The organism is Streptomyces sp. NPDC098789 (assembly GCF_044759975.1).
Taxonomy (GTDB): Bacteria; Actinomycetota; Actinomycetes; order Streptomycetales; family Streptomycetaceae; genus Streptomyces.
On record NZ_JBIWAJ010000002.1, the window covers coordinates 160,015 to 175,904 of the forward strand.

At 72.1% G+C, this 15,890-nt stretch carries 12 protein-coding genes and 2 tRNA genes; 7 read left to right on the forward strand and 7 right to left on the reverse strand.

Going from position 1 to position 15,890, the window contains the following annotated elements; all coding sequences use genetic code 11:
* The first annotated feature begins 6 nt into the window (after positions 1–6).
* The 4 genes from ACIQWR_RS05005 (at position 7) to ACIQWR_RS05020 (ending at position 4,744) form a co-directional block, all read left to right on the forward strand.
* Entirely contained in the window at positions 7–2,034 is a 2,028-nt protein-coding gene (locus ACIQWR_RS05005; protein ID WP_404005197.1) for an SPFH domain-containing protein, read from the forward strand.
* A gap of 240 nt (positions 2,035–2,274) precedes the next feature.
* Positions 2,275–2,868 carry a lytic polysaccharide monooxygenase gene (locus ACIQWR_RS05010; RefSeq protein WP_404005763.1) on the forward strand — a complete coding sequence of 198 codons (594 nt, stop codon included), beginning with the start codon at positions 2,275–2,277 and terminating at the stop codon, positions 2,866–2,868.
* Between the two features lie 26 nt (positions 2,869–2,894).
* On the forward strand, positions 2,895–4,604 hold the full coding sequence (locus ACIQWR_RS05015) for an AMP-binding protein (RefSeq protein ID WP_404005198.1): 1,710 nt from the start codon (positions 2,895–2,897) through the stop codon (positions 4,602–4,604).
* 66 nt (positions 4,605–4,670) lie between these two features.
* Positions 4,671–4,744, forward strand: a tRNA-Lys gene (locus ACIQWR_RS05020).
* 83 nt (positions 4,745–4,827) lie between these two features.
* On the opposite strand, the gene ACIQWR_RS05025 is transcribed toward ACIQWR_RS05020, so the two are convergent.
* Complete coding sequence (locus ACIQWR_RS05025; RefSeq protein ID WP_404005199.1) at positions 4,828–5,586, reverse strand: IclR family transcriptional regulator; 759 nt, start codon at positions 5,584–5,586, stop codon at positions 4,828–4,830.
* Positions 5,587–5,873: 287 nt separating this feature from the next.
* On the opposite strand from ACIQWR_RS05025, the gene ACIQWR_RS05030 reads away from it, so the two are divergent.
* Positions 5,874–6,980: an LLM class flavin-dependent oxidoreductase gene (locus ACIQWR_RS05030; RefSeq protein WP_404005200.1), complete on the forward strand. Its 1,107-nt coding sequence runs from the start codon at positions 5,874–5,876 to the stop codon at positions 6,978–6,980.
* Positions 6,981–7,243: 263 nt separating this feature from the next.
* Complete coding sequence (locus ACIQWR_RS05035) at positions 7,244–8,956, forward strand: glycosyl hydrolase family 18 protein (RefSeq protein ID WP_404005201.1); 1,713 nt, start codon at positions 7,244–7,246, stop codon at positions 8,954–8,956.
* Positions 8,957–9,055: 99 nt separating this feature from the next.
* Here ACIQWR_RS05035 and ACIQWR_RS05040 read toward each other — a convergent pair whose 3' ends face one another.
* On the reverse strand, positions 9,056–10,984 hold the full coding sequence (locus tag ACIQWR_RS05040) for a putative bifunctional diguanylate cyclase/phosphodiesterase (protein ID WP_404005202.1): 1,929 nt from the start codon (positions 10,982–10,984) through the stop codon (positions 9,056–9,058).
* A gap of 326 nt (positions 10,985–11,310) precedes the next feature.
* Here ACIQWR_RS05040 and ACIQWR_RS05045 point away from each other — a divergent pair, with 326 nt between their 5' ends.
* Positions 11,311–12,576 carry a M6 family metalloprotease domain-containing protein gene (locus ACIQWR_RS05045; protein WP_399267001.1) on the forward strand — a complete coding sequence of 422 codons (1,266 nt, stop codon included), beginning with the start codon at positions 11,311–11,313 and terminating at the stop codon, positions 12,574–12,576.
* A 337-nt stretch (positions 12,577–12,913) separates the two neighbouring features.
* On the opposite strand, the gene ACIQWR_RS05050 is transcribed toward ACIQWR_RS05045, so the two are convergent.
* From ACIQWR_RS05050 to ACIQWR_RS05070, 5 genes are all read right to left on the reverse strand, one after another.
* Positions 12,914–13,588 (reverse strand): DUF7019 family protein, encoded by a 675-nt coding sequence (locus tag ACIQWR_RS05050; protein ID WP_404005204.1) that lies wholly within the window; start codon positions 13,586–13,588, stop codon positions 12,914–12,916.
* 106 nt (positions 13,589–13,694) lie between these two features.
* Positions 13,695–14,117: a hypothetical protein gene (locus ACIQWR_RS05055; RefSeq protein WP_404005206.1), complete on the reverse strand. Its 423-nt coding sequence runs from the start codon at positions 14,115–14,117 to the stop codon at positions 13,695–13,697.
* A 485-nt stretch (positions 14,118–14,602) separates the two neighbouring features.
* Positions 14,603–14,676, reverse strand: a tRNA-Lys gene (locus ACIQWR_RS05060).
* A complete protein-coding gene (locus ACIQWR_RS05065) occupies positions 14,667–15,317 on the reverse strand; it encodes a bifunctional DNA primase/polymerase (protein ID WP_404005207.1) in 651 nt (216 codons plus the stop codon). The genes ACIQWR_RS05060 and ACIQWR_RS05065 overlap by 10 nt, the downstream gene beginning before the upstream one ends.
* 122 nt (positions 15,318–15,439) lie before the next feature.
* Positions 15,440–15,784, reverse strand: coding sequence for a hypothetical protein (locus ACIQWR_RS05070; RefSeq protein WP_354382508.1), 345 nt, complete (start codon positions 15,782–15,784; stop codon positions 15,440–15,442).
* Positions 15,785–15,890 lie beyond the last annotated feature (106 nt).

The following is a 15,890-nucleotide window of genomic DNA, read 5'->3' on the forward strand; positions in this document are numbered from 1 at the left end:
GAAACCATGTACCCCACGCGCACGACGTCCACGACGGGCACCATGCGGATCCCCCCGGTGCCGCCGCCCGCGCCCCTGACCGTCCGGGCCCAGGAGCGGGCGCCGGCCCCGGCCCCGACCGCGGAGGCGACCCGGTCCCAGGGGCGCTGGACGATGCCCCCGGTGGCGCCGCGGGCGGGTCTGCACACCCTCGCCGGCCCGCTGCCGGTCCCGGACCCGCCCCGCGCCGAGGCCCACGCCTTCGCGGAGGAGCCGCGTCCGGAGCCGGCGGCGAAGCCGTACGGGTACGCGGCGCGGCCGCACCCGCAGCCGGAGGAGCGGGGCCCCGAGGCCGGACCGGACCCGGAGGAGGACCGGCCGCTGTGGGAGGCGGTCGGGCCCGAGCCCACGGCCGAGGAGGCGGACGCGCCGGAGGACACGGACGCGGAAGCGGACGCCGGTGACACCGGGTGGACGTGGTCCGAGGCGGTCGTGGCCGCCGGGGACCCGACCCGCCACGAGGTCCCCGCCGCGCGCGGCGAGACCGGAACGGAAGCGGAGGTGTCGGCGGCGCCGGTCGAGGCGGACCCGGCCCCGGAGCCGGCCATGGCCGGAGCCGGCGCGGGCCATGGCTCCGGGTCGGGCTGCGGCTCCGCCCCCGCCGTCGCCGCGGCCCCCGCGCACGTGCTGGACATCGCCGCGCTCCCCACCCCCGCGGCGGACGCACCCCCCGCCCCGGAAGCGGACCGCACCCTCCGCACCCCCGCGGCCGACGCCGCCCCCGCCCGCGCGTCGGGCGCCGTTCCCGGACCCGGAGCGGAACCGGCCCCCGGGCCCGGAGCCGGCGCCGTGCCCGGAACCGCCCCCGGTGCGGCCCGCCCGCACGCCGGCGGTGTGTGGCCGCCCGCGCCCGTGCCCGGAGGTGGGCGCGGGGTGCCCGGGCCCGGGGTCGCGCACGTGGTCGCGCAGGCCGTGGCCCGGGGGATGGAGGAGGACACCCAGGACCTGCCCCGGGTGAGCCTCCCGGGCCCGGGCTCCGCGGCCACCGAGGTACCGGCCGGCCTGCCCTTCCGGGACGGGGCGACCGGGGCGCTGCGCCCCTCGGCCGGCCCGCGGCCGCGCCCGGCGGCCCCCGCCGCGCCCGGCCGCCGGGTCCCGCGCGGTGACGAACGGCTGCGCGAGCGCCGCGGCCCGGTCCTGCCCGGCTCGGTCGGCCTGCTCGTCGGCGGCCTCGCCCTCGCGGGGTGCGCGGCCGTGCTCTGGCGGGCCGGGGCGCTGCCCGCCGCGCTGGTGGCGGGCTTCGGCGTGACGCCCAGGGCGTACCAAGGGCTGCGCGCCTACCAGTGGCCCCCGTTGGCCTTCCTCGGGATCGTCGCCCTGTTCGCCCTCGGCGGGCTCGGGCGCGGTCGTACCGGGCACGCGCTGGTGCTGACCCTCTTCGGCCGCTACCGCGGCACGGTCCGCCGCACCGGCCTGCTGTGGGCCAGTCCGCTGCTGCTGCGCCGCCGGGTCGACGTACGGCTGCGGCACTGGCGCAGCGACCCGCTGCCCGCCGTGGACTCGGGCGGTCTGGCCCTCCAGGTCGTCGTGCAGGTGGTCTGGCAGATCAAGGACACCGCCCGCGCCGCGCTGGCCGTCGAGGACCACATCGACTACCTCGCCGAGCAGGTCGAGTCCGCCATGGCCCGGGTGCTCTCGCAGCTGCCGGCCGACGCCTTCCACGAGGACGCCCCGACCCTGCGCGACGCGGAGGCGGTCGGGGACGCGCTGACCCGGATGCTGGCGGACGAGACCGAGGCGGTGGGCATCGAGGTGTACTCGGCCCAGCCGACCCGGATCGAGTACGCCCCGGAGGTCGCCGCGGCGATGCGCCGGCGCCGGGTCGCCGCGCTCGACGCGCAGCACCGGGACAGCGTGCTGACGTCGGTGGTGGACGCGGTGGACGACACCGTCAACCGGCTGACCTCGCGCGGGCTCGTCGAGCTGGACGACTACGAGCGCAAGGCGCTCGTCAAGGACCTCACCGTGGCCTTCTACACGGGCCGCCCCGAGTAGCCCGCAGGGCCGGGTGGACGGGCGAGGGGCGGCCGGAGCCACCGGCCGCCCCTCGCGCGCGTCCGCCCACATTGCGGGACGCCCGTTCGCCGATTGGTCTGGACATGGCCAACTCCCGTCAATAATCTGGAACTTGGTCTAGACCTGAATTCCGGTACCGCAGTCCCACGCGTGCGCACGCTCACCGAACTCCCCCCACGTTCTAGGAGCATCATGCGTAAGTCCCGCATGTCCATCCGCATGCCCAGACGGATCGGCTCCGCCGCGATCGGCCTCGGCATGATCGTCGGCGTATCCGTCCTCAGCGCCCCCACCGCGAGCAGCCACGGGTACACCGACACACCCATCAGCCGCCAGAAGCTCTGCGCCAACAAGACCGTCGCCGACTGCGGACCCATCCAGTGGGAACCGCAGAGCGTCGAGGGCCTCAAGGGCTTCCCGGCGGCCGGGCCCGCCGACGGCCGGATATGTTCCGGCAACCACGCCGAGTTCGCGCAGCTCGACGACCCGCGCGGCGGCGCCTGGCCGACGACGAAGATCACCAGCGGCGCGCCCTACGACTTGCGGTGGCAGTTCACGGCGAACCACTCCACCACCGACTTCCGCTACTACGTCACCAAGAACGGATGGGACCCGACCAAGCCGCTCACCAGGGCCTCGCTCGACCCGCAGCCCTTCCTCACGGTCGCCTACAACGGCGCCCGCCCCGCCATGACCACCATCCACCACGGCACCCTGCCCAGCGGCAAGACGGGCCGGCACATGATCCTGGCGGTCTGGACGGTCAACGACACGCCCATGGCCTTCTACTCCTGCTCCGACGTTCAGTTCTGACGCAACGTCAGCTACCCTCCGGCGGCATGCGGAGGACGACGACACCAGGGACCGTCGCGGAGCTCGTGGCGCGCCAGTGGGGCGATCACCGGCCCGGGCTGAGGTACGGCGACGCCGTCCTCAGCCACCACCGGAGCGCCGCCGAGAGCGCCGCGCGCGCGGCGCTGCTCGTCGACCTGCTCCCTCCGGGGGAGCCGCCGCACGTGGGGGTGCTGCTCGACAACACCCCCGAGTTCCCGTTCTGGCTCGGCGCGGCGGCCCTGGCCGGGGCCGCCGTCGCCGGGATCAACCCCACGCGGCGCGGCCCCGAGCTGGCCCGCGACGTCCTGCACACCGACTGCCGGATCCTGGTCACCGAACGGGCCCACCTGCCGCTGCTCGACGGCCTCGACCTGCCCGGCGTGCGGATCCTGGTGACGGACGACGACGGGGAGTACGCCGCCCTGCTCGCCCCCTACGCCGGCGCCGGGCCGGGGGACGCCGTGCTCCGGCCCGCCGGCCCGGAGCCCGGCGACCGGCTGCTCCTCTACTTCACCTCCGGGTCCACCGGTGCCCCCAAGGCGGCGATCTGCACCCAGGGGCGGCTCGCCGCCGCCGGCGGCGCGCTGGTGCGGCAGTTCTCGGTCACGCCTGACGACGTCCACTACATCTGCATGCCGATGTTCCACGGCAACGCCGTCATCGCCGACTGGCTCCCGGCGCTGGCCGGGGGCGCCTCGGTGGCGCTGCGCCGCCGCTTCTCGGCCTCCGCGTTCCTGGACGACGTACGGGCGTACGGGGCGACGTACTTCACCTACGTCGGGCGGGCCGTCCAGTACCTCCTGGCCACCGAGCCGCGCCCCGACGACCGGGACAATCCGCTGCGCCTCGGCTTCGGCACCGAGGCCGGGGCGGTGGACGCGGCCCGCTTCGCCGAGCGGTTCGGGGTCCGCCTCGTCGAGGGCTACGGCGCCACCGAGGGCGGCGCCTCCGTGCAGCGCACCCCGGACACCCCCGCGGGCGCCCTGGGCCGGGCCGGCGCGGGGGACGACCTGGCGGTGATCGACCCGGCGACGGGCGCCGAGTGCCCGCCCGCGGACCTCGACGCCGGGGGCCGCCTGACGAACGGCGCCGAGGCCATAGGGGAGCTGGCCAACCGGGGCCGCAGCCTCTTCGAGGGGTACTGGCGCAATCCCGACGCGGAGGCGGCCCGCACCCGGGACGGCTGGTACTGGACCGGAGACCTCTTCTTCCGCGACCGGGCCGGCTTCCTCTACTTCGCCGGGCGCACGGACGACCGGCTCCGGGTCGACAGCGAGAACCTGGCCGCCGCGATGATCGAGAACATCCTGGCCCGGTGGCAGGACGCGGCGGCCGTCGCGGTCTACGCGGTGCCGGACGAGGTGGCCGGGGACCAGGTGATGGCCGCCCTGGCGCTGCGGCCGGGGGCCGTCTTCGATCCGGGAGCCTTCGAGGCGTTCCTCGCCGCGCAGCCGGACCTGGGCACGAAGATGGCGCCGCGCTACGTGCGGGTGGTGGCGGCCATGCCCGTCACCGCGACGAACAAGGTGCACCGGGTGGGCCTGCGCCGGGCCGGCTTCCTCCCCCAGCTGTCGCTGGGAGGTGCCCCCGGGCCGGACCCGGTCTGGTGGCGCCCGGCCGGAGAGGCGGGCTACCGGCCGCTGGCGGCGGCGGACCTGTCCGCGCTCCTGGCGTCCTACGCGGCCCAGTCCCGCGCGGAACTGCTGGACCGCTGACCGGGGCGGCCGCGGGAATCGTGGTCGCGAGCACCCCCGGGGACCAGGTAATATTTTCTTTGTCAGGCGCCGCTAGCTCAGTTGGTTAGAGCAGCTGACTCTTAATCAGCGGGTCCGGGGTTCGAGTCCCTGGCGGCGCACCTGTACTTCGGGCGGTTTCCGGTTCACCGGGAACCGCCCGAAGTGTTTTTCGGCCCTGATCGCCGGCCCCGTCCGCGCCGCCCTACAGCGTGAGCGACAGCAGCAGCGGCGCGGCCTTGCGGTTCAGCGCCTCGGCCGCGGCCCGCAGCCGGTGCGCGTGTTCCACCGGCATCGACAGCGCCAGGCAGCCCACGGCCGATCCGGCGGTGATCGGAACCGCCGCGCACACCGTGCCCACCGCGTACTCCTGGAGGTCGAGCATCGGCACCGTGGCCGGCTGGCTGTCCAGCTTCGAGAAGAGGATCTGCTCGTTCGTGATCGTCTTCGACGTCAGCCGGGCGATCTTGTGGCGCGACAGGTGGTCGCGGCGGCCGTTCTGGTCCAGCTGCGTCAGCAGGCACTTGCCGACCGCGCTCGCGTGCGCGGCGGAGCGGAAGTCGACCCACTCGTGCACCTTGGGGGTGCGGGGACTGTCCGCGAACTGCGTGATGCTGACCTCGCCGTCCACGTACCGGCTGATGTAGACCGCCGCCCCCACCGAGTCGCGCAGCCGGTCCAGGGTCTCCTGGAGCTTGTCCTGGAGGGCCTGCTGCCGGTCGACGCCGGAGCCGAGCAGGACGAGCGAGTCGCCTATCGCGTAGGCGCCGTCGGACACCTGGAGCACGTAGCCCTCGCGGCGCAGCATGAGGAGCATCGGAGTGAGGTGGGCCGTGGGCAGCCCCGTCTCACGGGCGATCTGTACGTCCGTCACACCGCCGGAGTGCCGTGCGATGGTTTCGAGTACGCGCAGTGCGTACTGCACCGAGTGGAACGGCGCGGTCGGCTCGGGCTTCAGCGCCACGGTTTCCCCCTAGCAGGTTGTTACCGCTTGCTCTCACACGATAGCCACGAAGAAGCCCGCACGGGGCGCCTGTTGAAGAACTTGATGGCTCAATCATGCCCTTCCGCCAGTGGCTACTCCTGCGGCATATGCCAAGGTCAACCACCCTGTCCCGGTGTGCCGGGAATGCCCCGGGCGTGGGCGCTGTTCGACCCCTTCGTACGGCCGCGTCACGGACCGATCACGACCGTGGCGCGAACACGACGAGTGGCCGCACGAGGCCGCCGAGGGACGACAGAGGAGCGAAGATGGCTGACACGGGGGACGCGGTGGGCGCGGCGGACGCGATCCACGGGAGCGTCCACGGCTCGGCGCCGGTACCGCTGTCCGTACTGGATCTGGTCACCGTCGGCGCGGGCAGCAGCGCGCACGCCTCGCTGCGGACCAGCGTGGACATCGCCCGGCTCGCCGAAGCGCGCGGCTACCACCGCCACTGGGTGGCCGAACACCACTCCATGCCCGGGGTCGCCAGCTCCTCCCCGGCGGTGATCCTGGCGCACCTGGCCGCCCACACCTCCCGCATCCGGCTCGGCTCCGGCGGGGTCATGCTGCCCAACCACGCGCCGCTCGCGATCGCCGAGCAGTTCGGCACCCTGGAGGCGCTCGCGCCGGGGCGGATCGACCTGGGCCTCGGCCGTGCGCCCGGCACCGACGGGCGCACCGCGACGGCGCTGCGCGGCGGCGGCCGGCTCGACGAGGGGGCCGAGGACTTCCCGCGCCAGCTCGCGGAGCTGACCCGCTTCCTCGACGACGACTTCCCCGACGGGCACCCCTATGCCCGGGTGCACGCCGTGCCCGGGCCGGTGCAGGGCCCGACCGCGCGGCCGCCGCTGTGGCTGCTGGGCTCCTCCGGCTTCAGCGCGGCCCTCGCCGGGCAGCTCGGGCTGCCCTTCGCCTACGCCCACCACTTCTCCGCGGCGGGCACGATCCCCGCGCTGGACCTGTACCGACAGAGCTTCAGGCCCTCGGCGGTGCTGGCCGAGCCGTACGCGCTGATCGGGGTGTCGGCGCTGGCCGCCGACACCGAGGAGGCCGCCCGGGCTCAGGTGCTCACGGGCGCCCTGTCGATGCTGCGGCTGCGCAGCGGCCGGCCGGGCCTGGTGCCGACGCCCGAGGAGGCGGCGGCGTACGACTTCGGCCCCCTGGAGCGGGAGTTCGTCGACAGCTGGCTCGCGAACGTCGTGTACGGCACCCCGGACGCGGTGCGCGAGGGGCTGGACGCCCTGGTGAAGCGGACGGGTGCGGACGAGCTGATGCTGACCGCGACCGGGCACAGCGGGGCGGCCCGGTTGCGTTCGTACGGGCTCGTCGCAGATGCGTACGGCATGCCCGGGGAGGGCGCCGGACCTGCCTGAGTGCGCTGGATCGGGGTTTGGTTGGTTTGTTGCCAAAACCTTGCAGGAAGGTGGCCTAAGGGGGCCTTAAACCGCTCGTCACCGGGGTGACGGGCGGTTTCTGTTGGGCGGTCAGGTCTCTGACGAGGGCATTTGCCGCCTGAGTGGTCTAGTCCTTGTTTGGTCCAAACCATTGACGCGGAGTTGAAGTGATCGCTATCACTTCTCTCACCCACAGCGTTGCGACCTCCCCCCGAACCTCCCCCCGCCTCCGGAGGCCCCCCATGCACATCCGTAAACCCCTCGTAGCGGCGGCCACCACGGCCGCCCTCGCCGCCGGGGTGCTCGCCACCTTCGCCGGCCTCGGCACCGCACAGGCCGCGGACTCCTCGACGACCGCCGCGGCGGCCGGTGGTGGCGTCAAGATCGCCTACTACGACCAGTGGAGCGTGTACGGGAACGCCTTCTACCCGAAGCAGCTCGACACTCGGGGGATCGCCGGCAAGCTGGACGTCCTGAACTACTCGTTCGGGAACATCCACCCCACCAACCTCACCTGTTTCGAGGCGAACAAGGCGGCGGGCGACGACAACAACCCCAACGCCGGTGACGGCGCCGGGGACTCCTACGCCGACTACCAGAAGTCCTTCAGCGCGGCCGACAGCGTCAGCGGCGTCGCCGACAAGTGGGACCAGCCGATCGTCGGCGTGATGAACCAGTTCAAGCAGTTGAAGGCGAAGTACCCGCACCTCAAGATCAACATATCGATCGGCGGCTGGACCTACTCCAAGTACTTCCACGACGCGGCGCTCACCGACGCCAGCCGGAAGAAGTTCGTCTCCTCCTGCATCGACCAGTACATCAAGGGCAACCTGCCGGTCGAGGGCGGTTACGGCGGCGCCGGCAGCGCGGCCGGGATCTTCGACGGCATCGACATCGACTGGGAGTACCCCGGCTCCACCGGCGGCCACCTGGGCAACCACACGGGCCCCGAGGACAAGGCCAACTACACGCTCCTGCTCAAGGAGTTCCGCGAGCAGCTCGATGCCTACGGCACGGCCAACGGCGGCAAGAAGTACCTGCTGACCTCGGCCCTCCCGGCGGGCCAGGACAAGATCAAGTACATCGAGACGGACAAGATCGGCGCGTACCTCGACTACGCGAACATCATGACCTACGACATGCACGGCGCCTGGGACGGCGACGGGCCCACCTACCACCAGTCCCCGCTGCTGAACTCGGCCGCCGACCCGACCGACCCGATCGCGCCGGGCACCCAGAAGTACGGCATCAAGAACGCCATCGACTCCTGGATCGACGGCAACGCGGCCTACGGCATCGCGGGCGGCTTCCCGGCCAACAAGCTGACCCTGGGCTACGAGTTCTACTACCGCGGTTGGAAGGGCGTCCCGGCCGGCACCACCAACGGCCTCGCCCAGACGGCCACCGGCCCCTCGGCCGCCCGGCCCACCAGCCAGCAGGCGGGCATCGCCAACTACAAGGAGCTGGGCGGGATCGTCGACAACCCGGCCACCACCTTCTGGGACGACCAGGCCAAGGCGTCCTACTTCTACAAGGACGGCGAGTTCTTCACCGGCCTGAACCAGAAGTCCATCCAGGCCCGGGTCGACTACGGCAAGCAGCGCGGCCTGGCCGGCGCGATGATGTACTCCCTGCTCGGCCTGGACGACAAGACCACCCTGCTGAACCAGATCTCGGACGCCCTCGGCGGCACCACCCAGCCGCCGACCACCCCGCCGACGACGCCTCCCACGACGCCGCCGACCACGCCCCCGACCACCCCGCCGACCACGCCTCCCACCACCCCGCCCGCGGGTTGCGGAGCGGTCGCGGCCTACGTCGGCGGCACCATCTACACCGGTGGCCAGCAGGTCTCCTACGGCGGCCACAAGTGGCAGGCCCAGTGGTGGACGCAGAACGAGGTGCCCGGCACCACCGGTGCCTGGGGTGTCTGGAAGGACCTCGGCGCCTGCTGATCCCCCCACCCCGCGCCGAGCGAGCGCCGCCCCCGACCCCGCCAGGGTCGGGGGCGGCGGTGTTCGCCGGGCGGTCGCCCGGTCGGGCCGCCGGGAGGTTCAGCGGGCGAGGTCCTGCGGGCGGGCGCTGATCATCTCGGCGATCCGCTCCGGGGCCACCGCGCGGGAGTACAGCCAGCCCTGGCCGGTGTCGCAGCCCACCCGGCGCAGCCGGGCCGCCTGGCCCGCGGTCTCCACGCACTCGGCGGTCACCGTCAGGCCCAGCCGGTGCGCGAGCTGCACCAGGGCCTCGACGATGGTCTCGTCGGCCGGGTTCGGGTGGGCCCCCTCCTCGTAGCGGAAGCCGCGCACGAAGGAGCCGTCCAGCTTCAGCACCGAGACCGGCAGCCGGGACAGGTAGGCCAGGTTCGAGTAGCCCGTGCCGAAGTCGTCGATGGCGATCCGCACGCCCATGTCGCTGAGCGCCTGGAGGGCCTGGAGCGGCCGGCCCGCCGAGCCCATCACCGCCGACTCGGTCAGCTCCAGCTGGAGCAGCTGCGGCGCGAGCCCGGTCTCCGCCAGGATCTCCGCCACGTCACCGACCAGGTCCGAGTCCCACACCTGGCGCACCGCGACGTTCACGGAGACGAAGACCGGTGCGTCACTGGGGTGTTCGATCTGCCACCGGCGCGCCTGGCGGCAGGCGGTCCGCAGCACCCACTGCCCCAACTGGACGATGGAGCCGTCCTCTTCGGCGATCCCGATGAACCGATTCGGCGTGAGCGTTCCGAACTGCGGGTGGTTCCAGCGCACCAGGGCCTCCACGCCCCGCACCACCCCGCTCTCCAGGTCCACCAGCGGCTGGTACTCCAGCACGAACTCGTCCCGCTCCACGGCCGGTCGCAGCGTCGACGACAGGGCCTGGCGGGTCATCCGGTGGGCGTTGCGCTCGGGGTCGAAGAGCGTCCAGCGGGCCTTGCCGTCCTCCTTCGCCCAGTAGAGCGTGGTGTCGGCCGCCTGCATGAGGGCCGTCGCCGAGGTGCCGGCCGTCACCCGCTCCACCACGCCGATGGACGCGGAGACCGACAGCCGCTGCCCGGCCAGGTCGAAGGGCTCCTGTACGGCCGCCAGCGCGGACCGGGCCAGGTCCGCGAGCTGTTCGGTGCCGGTGGAGTCCTCCACGAGCAGCGCGAACTCGTCGCCGCCGAGCCGCGCGACCAGGTGGCCGCCCGTGCGCCCGTAGCCGGACTGGTCCGCGCAGTGGGTGAGCCGGGCCGCGACGGCGGTCAGCAGCCGGTCGCCCACCCGGTGGCCCAGGGTGTCGTTGACCGCCTTGAACCCGTCGAGGTCGAGGTAGCACAGGCCGATCCGGCCGGTCCCGCCCCGCTCGTAGGACGGGGTCTCCAGGGCGGCCGACAACCGTTCGAAGAAGAGCGCCCGGTTGGGCAGCCGGGTGACCGGGTCGTGCATCTGCAGGTGCCGCAGCCGGGCCTGCAGGTCGCGCCGGTCGCTGATGTCGGCGACCGAGAGCAGGACGTCGCCGGTCCCGGGCACCGGCCCCAGCGTGATCTCGGTCCACAGGGAGTGCCCGTCGGGGTGTTTGAGCCGGCGGGTGCAGCGCAGCCGGGCCCGCCGGCCGCGCAGCACCTCGCGGTAGGCCTGCCAGGTGCGGGCCTCGGCGGCCAGGTCCACCAGGTCGGCCGCGTTCTGCCCGTCGAGGGCGTGCGGCTCGGTGCCCAGCAGCCCGGCGAGGGCCGCGTTGGCGCTGACGACGAAGCCGTCCCGGTCGACGACGGCCATCGCGAGGTGGGCCGCGTTGAACGCGGCCCGGTAGTCGCGCAGTTCTGACTCGCGCGGTTCGGACTCGCGTAGTTCTGACTCGCGCGGCTCGGATTCGCGCACCGCGGTCCGTCCCGCCGCGGCCCGGCCGGAGGTGCCCGAGGGCGCGGTCGACGCGGCCGGTACGGCCGGTGCGGCCGGGTGACGCTCCGTAGTGGTCTGGCGGATGCTGTCGGCCGCCGAACCGGTTCCTTCTGAGGTTCCGCTCACCGTTGGCTCCCGCAGTGCTCGTGGTCTCCGCGCAGGAAAGTGTGCCGATCATAGAGGTTGCCGGGAGGCCCTATCCAGCGGCGGCGCCGTGCGGAGCCCGCCGGGTCGGCGTGCTGACGGTGTGTCGGGCCTTCGTCGCTCGATCGTTTCTGCACAGCTGTGAGCGCGCGGAGTCCGCGCCTGACCTCGACTGATCGCTCGTGACGTTCTGTAGGCACAGCTGGATATGCGCGTAAAGCGTCGGGGTCACCGGGATGCCGGATCGCTCACTCGTGTGGGGCACCGGAACAGGACATTAGTAAGACAATCGCCGCAAGGTGGGTGGGATGTTACGAAATCCACCACCGGAGGTCGATGTGCCGCTGCAGCAGACACCCGGGGGAGTGGAGCGCTACCGCGTGCGCAGTGCCGCGGCCGCCCTCACCTCCCTCGCGGCCATCGCCGCGATCTCGCTCGTGGCGGGTCCGGCGGTGGCCGATCCCGGGTCCGGGCCGTGCGAGCTGACCCGCACGCAGGCGCACCACTCGCTCGGCCTGGACACCTGGAACGGCGCCTATCCCAAGCCGGAACGTTCCCTCAACGCCCTGATGGTCTTCCTGTCCTTCCCGGACTCCCGGCCGCTCACCACCCCCGAGCAGCTGACCGGTGACTACTTCCCGGCCACCAGCGACTTCTTCGAGCGGGCCTCCTACGGCCGCTTCCGGCTCGTCCCGCACCCCCAGCGGCAGTGGATGCGGATGCCCAAGCCCTCCACCGCCTACGGGATACAGCGCGACTGGGCCCCCGAGTCCCGGGCGGCGTACCTGCGCGACGCGGTCGCCACCGCCGACCCGGCGGTCGACTTCAGCAAGTACGACATCGTGTACTTCGTCGCCGACCCGGACGCGCCCGGGGTGGACTCCGACGCCACCAAGGTCGTCAACTTCGACCGGCCGCTGCGCGCCGACGGCACCGACCTGCGGCGGATCGTCACGGTCTTCGAGAAGCACCCCCCGGACCGCAACGTCCTGGCGCACGAGACCGGGCACGTCTTCGACCTGCCCGACCTCTACCACCGGCCGACCGACGGCAAGGGGGACTGGGACACCTACGTCGGGGACTGGGACGTGATGGGCAGCCAGTTCGGGATGGCCCCGGACCTCTTCGCCTGGCACAAGTGGAAGCTGGGCTGGCTCGGCCCCGGCCAGGTCGACTGCGTGCGCGGCGGCACCTCGCTGCACACCCTCCAGCCGCTGGGCCAGGCCCCGCAGCGGGGCGGATCGGTCGGGACCCGGCTCGCGGTGGTCCGTACGGGCCCCGGCAGCGCGATCGCCATCGAGGCCCGGGGCTCCGCGGGCAACGACGGGACCACCTGCACCGAGGGCGTCCTGGTCTACCGGGTGCGCAACGAGCCCGCGTCCGGCGGCGGCCCGATCGAGGTGCTGGACGGCCACCCGGACACCGACGCCTGCTGGGGGCGCTCGGTCTACCCGCCGCTCGCGGACGCGCCGCTGGAGGTCGGGGAGACCTTCACCGTGCCGGGGGAGCGGATCACCATCGAGGTGGCCGACCGCACCCAGTCCGGCGCCTACACGGTGAAGATCACCAGCTAGTACGGGACGGCGGAACACGAAGAAGGCCCCCACTCGCGTGGGGGCCTTCCTCCGTCTGTGCGCCGCCAGGGACTCGAACCCCGGACCCGCTGATTAAGAGTCCGATGGACGACGAGTCGGACGGTGACGAGTAAGGTCGCGCCTTACCGTTCTCGCAGGGCAGCGGATATCAGGGTGTGTCGGCCCCAACCGACGCTCGGTGGGGTGCTTCGGCGCAGCCGTTGGCCTCGCGCTGGCACGGGGGCGGTCATGAACGCCGCGTCCGTTGCATCGATCATGGAGGCGCCCATGCCTCACGGACAGCTCGGCCGGGCCTGGAAAGTCGTTGTCAGCGCTGTCAGGCACTTTCGTCCTCGGCCATCGCGACGTACAGAGGTGTACCGATGACGATGTCGAGTACTCCGTTTTCAGCAATGTGGGTGCCGTGGAGCAGACGACGCGCAAGGAACTCACATTTGACGCCCGGACTCCTCAATCCACCGGAGAAGTCGAGGACGTCGGCGAGGGCTTGCTGCTCATTCCATGGTCCGTCCAGGACTCTCGTCCGCGAGTCGGGAGGTGCAATGTGCCAGTTCTCCCGGGCCTCACGCAGCAGCTGGAACAGCGGTGGCAGCATGGAATAAGACCCTGGGATGTGTTCAGTCGGGGTGTTGTGTCCTAGCAGGTGGTGCGCTGATCCGATCAGTGCAACGACTGTGTGAGCTTGCCGACCGGTCATGAACACTGGGCCTGTCACGTCTTCATATCCGGCGATCTGAAGCCCGAGTTCGCCCCGGAACCAGGTCGTGGGCTCAGTCATCCACCCGATGCTGTATTCCCTGTCGAGGTACCCCTCGACGACGTTCAGCCGCTCGTACATGCTCGGCTCGGGGCTTGCTTCCTTCTGCACGGCAAGGCTCAGAAACTTCAGATCCACCTTTGCCTCGGTGGCCAACTGCGGGAGCAGCTTCCGCGGGATCTGCTGGAACAGCATGTCAACCTTGCTCTCGGAGACATACATGTAGTAGCGCACGTCGCTCCAATCGGACCCTCGCAGCCCCTACTGCCTTGTGGGACACCTTCACCTTGTGGGCCCTGAAGGCTCTCAGAGCCCGTCCAAGGGCGGTCAACGACGGCGCTCAGCAGCTGATCGTCTTTTTGTTCCACCACGTCTGGCCGCCGTCGTACCACCAGAAGGCGCGTAGGTCCTTCGTCCCAGGCGGCAAAGTTCCCCTGAAGCGGACCGACGGGTTGGAGCCCGGGTAAAAGGAGCGGTTCCACTCGAACGTAGGACTCAGTCCGATACGGCTCCCATTGGCACGGAAGTACCCGAGGCGAGTTTTCCAACCCCAGGCGGTGATGGGGATTGCGAACTTCGTCGTGGCTCCGGTGGCGCAGTTCACGTCATAGATCAAGACATCGTCGGTCTGGGCGAGGACGGTAATCGGAGGCGCCTCAATGTCCTCGGAGTCGTCCGCCACCACCATCTCCACATCGAACCCGGCCAGGGGCGCAGCGGTGAGCAGGTCACCAATCTCGTCGAGCTTATCTGTCGTCGACATCTCCGGATCTCCCTTCTGCATGGACAGCCGTCTGGCGACCGTCAACACCGAGCCCCTTGGTCTCGTGCTGACGATCGTCGGCCAGCCACCGATCTCCCGGGGCCGTGGGTGCAAAGTAGGCGTTGGCCCGGCCAGCACGCCCACGGGCCGGTGACGTCCCAGCGCTCGACGCCGTCATAGAGCTCGACCAGCACCGTGCGGGGCCTCACACCTCAACCATGCCCACCCTCGTGGACACCCCGCAATGCAAGACTCCCGCTCCGCGTGCGACGACGCAGCCAAGCCGAGCGGCGTCGGAAACCTCTTCTGTTTGAAGGTCGCGAGTTCGACGCCAACGCCGAAGCAGCCATCGCGCTGGTGCCGCAGCCGAAGCCCGCGCGGTCGGGTGGCGGCGCGGTTGGCCCCTCGCTAGCACTGGGCCCTAGAAACGCCAAAGGCCGTTCTCCCCGAAGGGAGAACGGCCTAGTCAGGCGATTGCCTCGCTGTGCGCCGCCAGGGACTCGAACCCCGGACCCGCTGATTAAGAGTCAGCTGCTCTAACCAACTGAGCTAGCGGCGCGTGCTGACGTCGTAGACATTAGCATCCGGACCGGCGGAAGGAAAAATCGATATCCGCAGGTCCGGCGCGCCCGCGGCGGCGGCGCCGGTGCCGCCGCCGGTGCGGGCGGCCCGGACGCAGGCCCACAGCAGGGCCTCCGGCCCCGGCAGCCAGGGCAGCCGGGCGTCCGGCGCCACCACCCAGCGCGAGTGGCTCGGCGCGGCCCCGGGCGCGGCGGTCAGCGCCGGTACGGTCACGGCGTCGCCCCGGCCGTGGCAGAGCGGTGCGGGCAGCCGCCCCGGGGCCGCGCCGTGGGCCTCGCCCCACTCCTCCCAGTCGAGCAGCGCGGGCAGCCGTTGGGCCGTGCCGGGGGCCGCGAACAGCAGCATCCGACCGCGGTGCACGGCCACCGGCCCGCAGCCCGGCCCTTCGGCCCACAGCAGGTCCAGCATCCGGCGCCCGAAGACCGCGGGGACGTTGACGACGTCGAAGGCGGTGCCGCACGGCAGCACCGCGGGGGCCGTGGGCCGGTCCTGCCACAGCGCGAGCGTGCTGCGCGGGTAGGGCGAGGCGGAGGCGAGCCACGCGGCGCCCTGCGGGGTGACGTGGGTCGCGGGTCCGTGGAGGGCGGGGCAGCCGGTAGCCGTCGTCATCGTGGTCATGCGGCAGGTCTACCGGCCGTAGCGCCCCGGTTCCGCGGAGTTACGGGAAACCCGGACAGTGCGGGTCGTGCTGGGGTATCTTGCGCTGCGCATATGCCGGAACAGGCGTGCGGGCGGCTGCGTCAGCGGCTCTCCGCACCGCCCCGCAGCAGGCCCTCGCCGAAGTCGATCATCTTCTCGGCGTAGTCCTCGGACCACTGCGCGGACTCGCCGATGGCCGCCGGCGAGAGCCGGTCGAACCGGCGCGGGTCCGCCAGTTGGGCGGCCGCCATGGCCTGGAACTCGACCGCCCGGTCCTGCGCCGCCCGGAAGGCGAGCGCGAGTTCGGTGGCGCGGGCCAGCAGCTCGCGCGGGTCCTCGATGGATTCGAGATCGAAGAAGTGCTCCGGATCCGTGGCCGCGTCCGAGGGCTCGAAGAGCAGCGGGGCGGGCCGCAGCCTCCGCTCGGTGCGCTCGGGCTCTGCCATGCGTGTCCTCCTGCTTCGTGGACGAATTCCTTCCGGGCCACCGTCCATTGTCCAGCGCCGCGCAAGCCCGCCCCAAGGGGCCCCGCGACGCTGGAACGCGCGTACG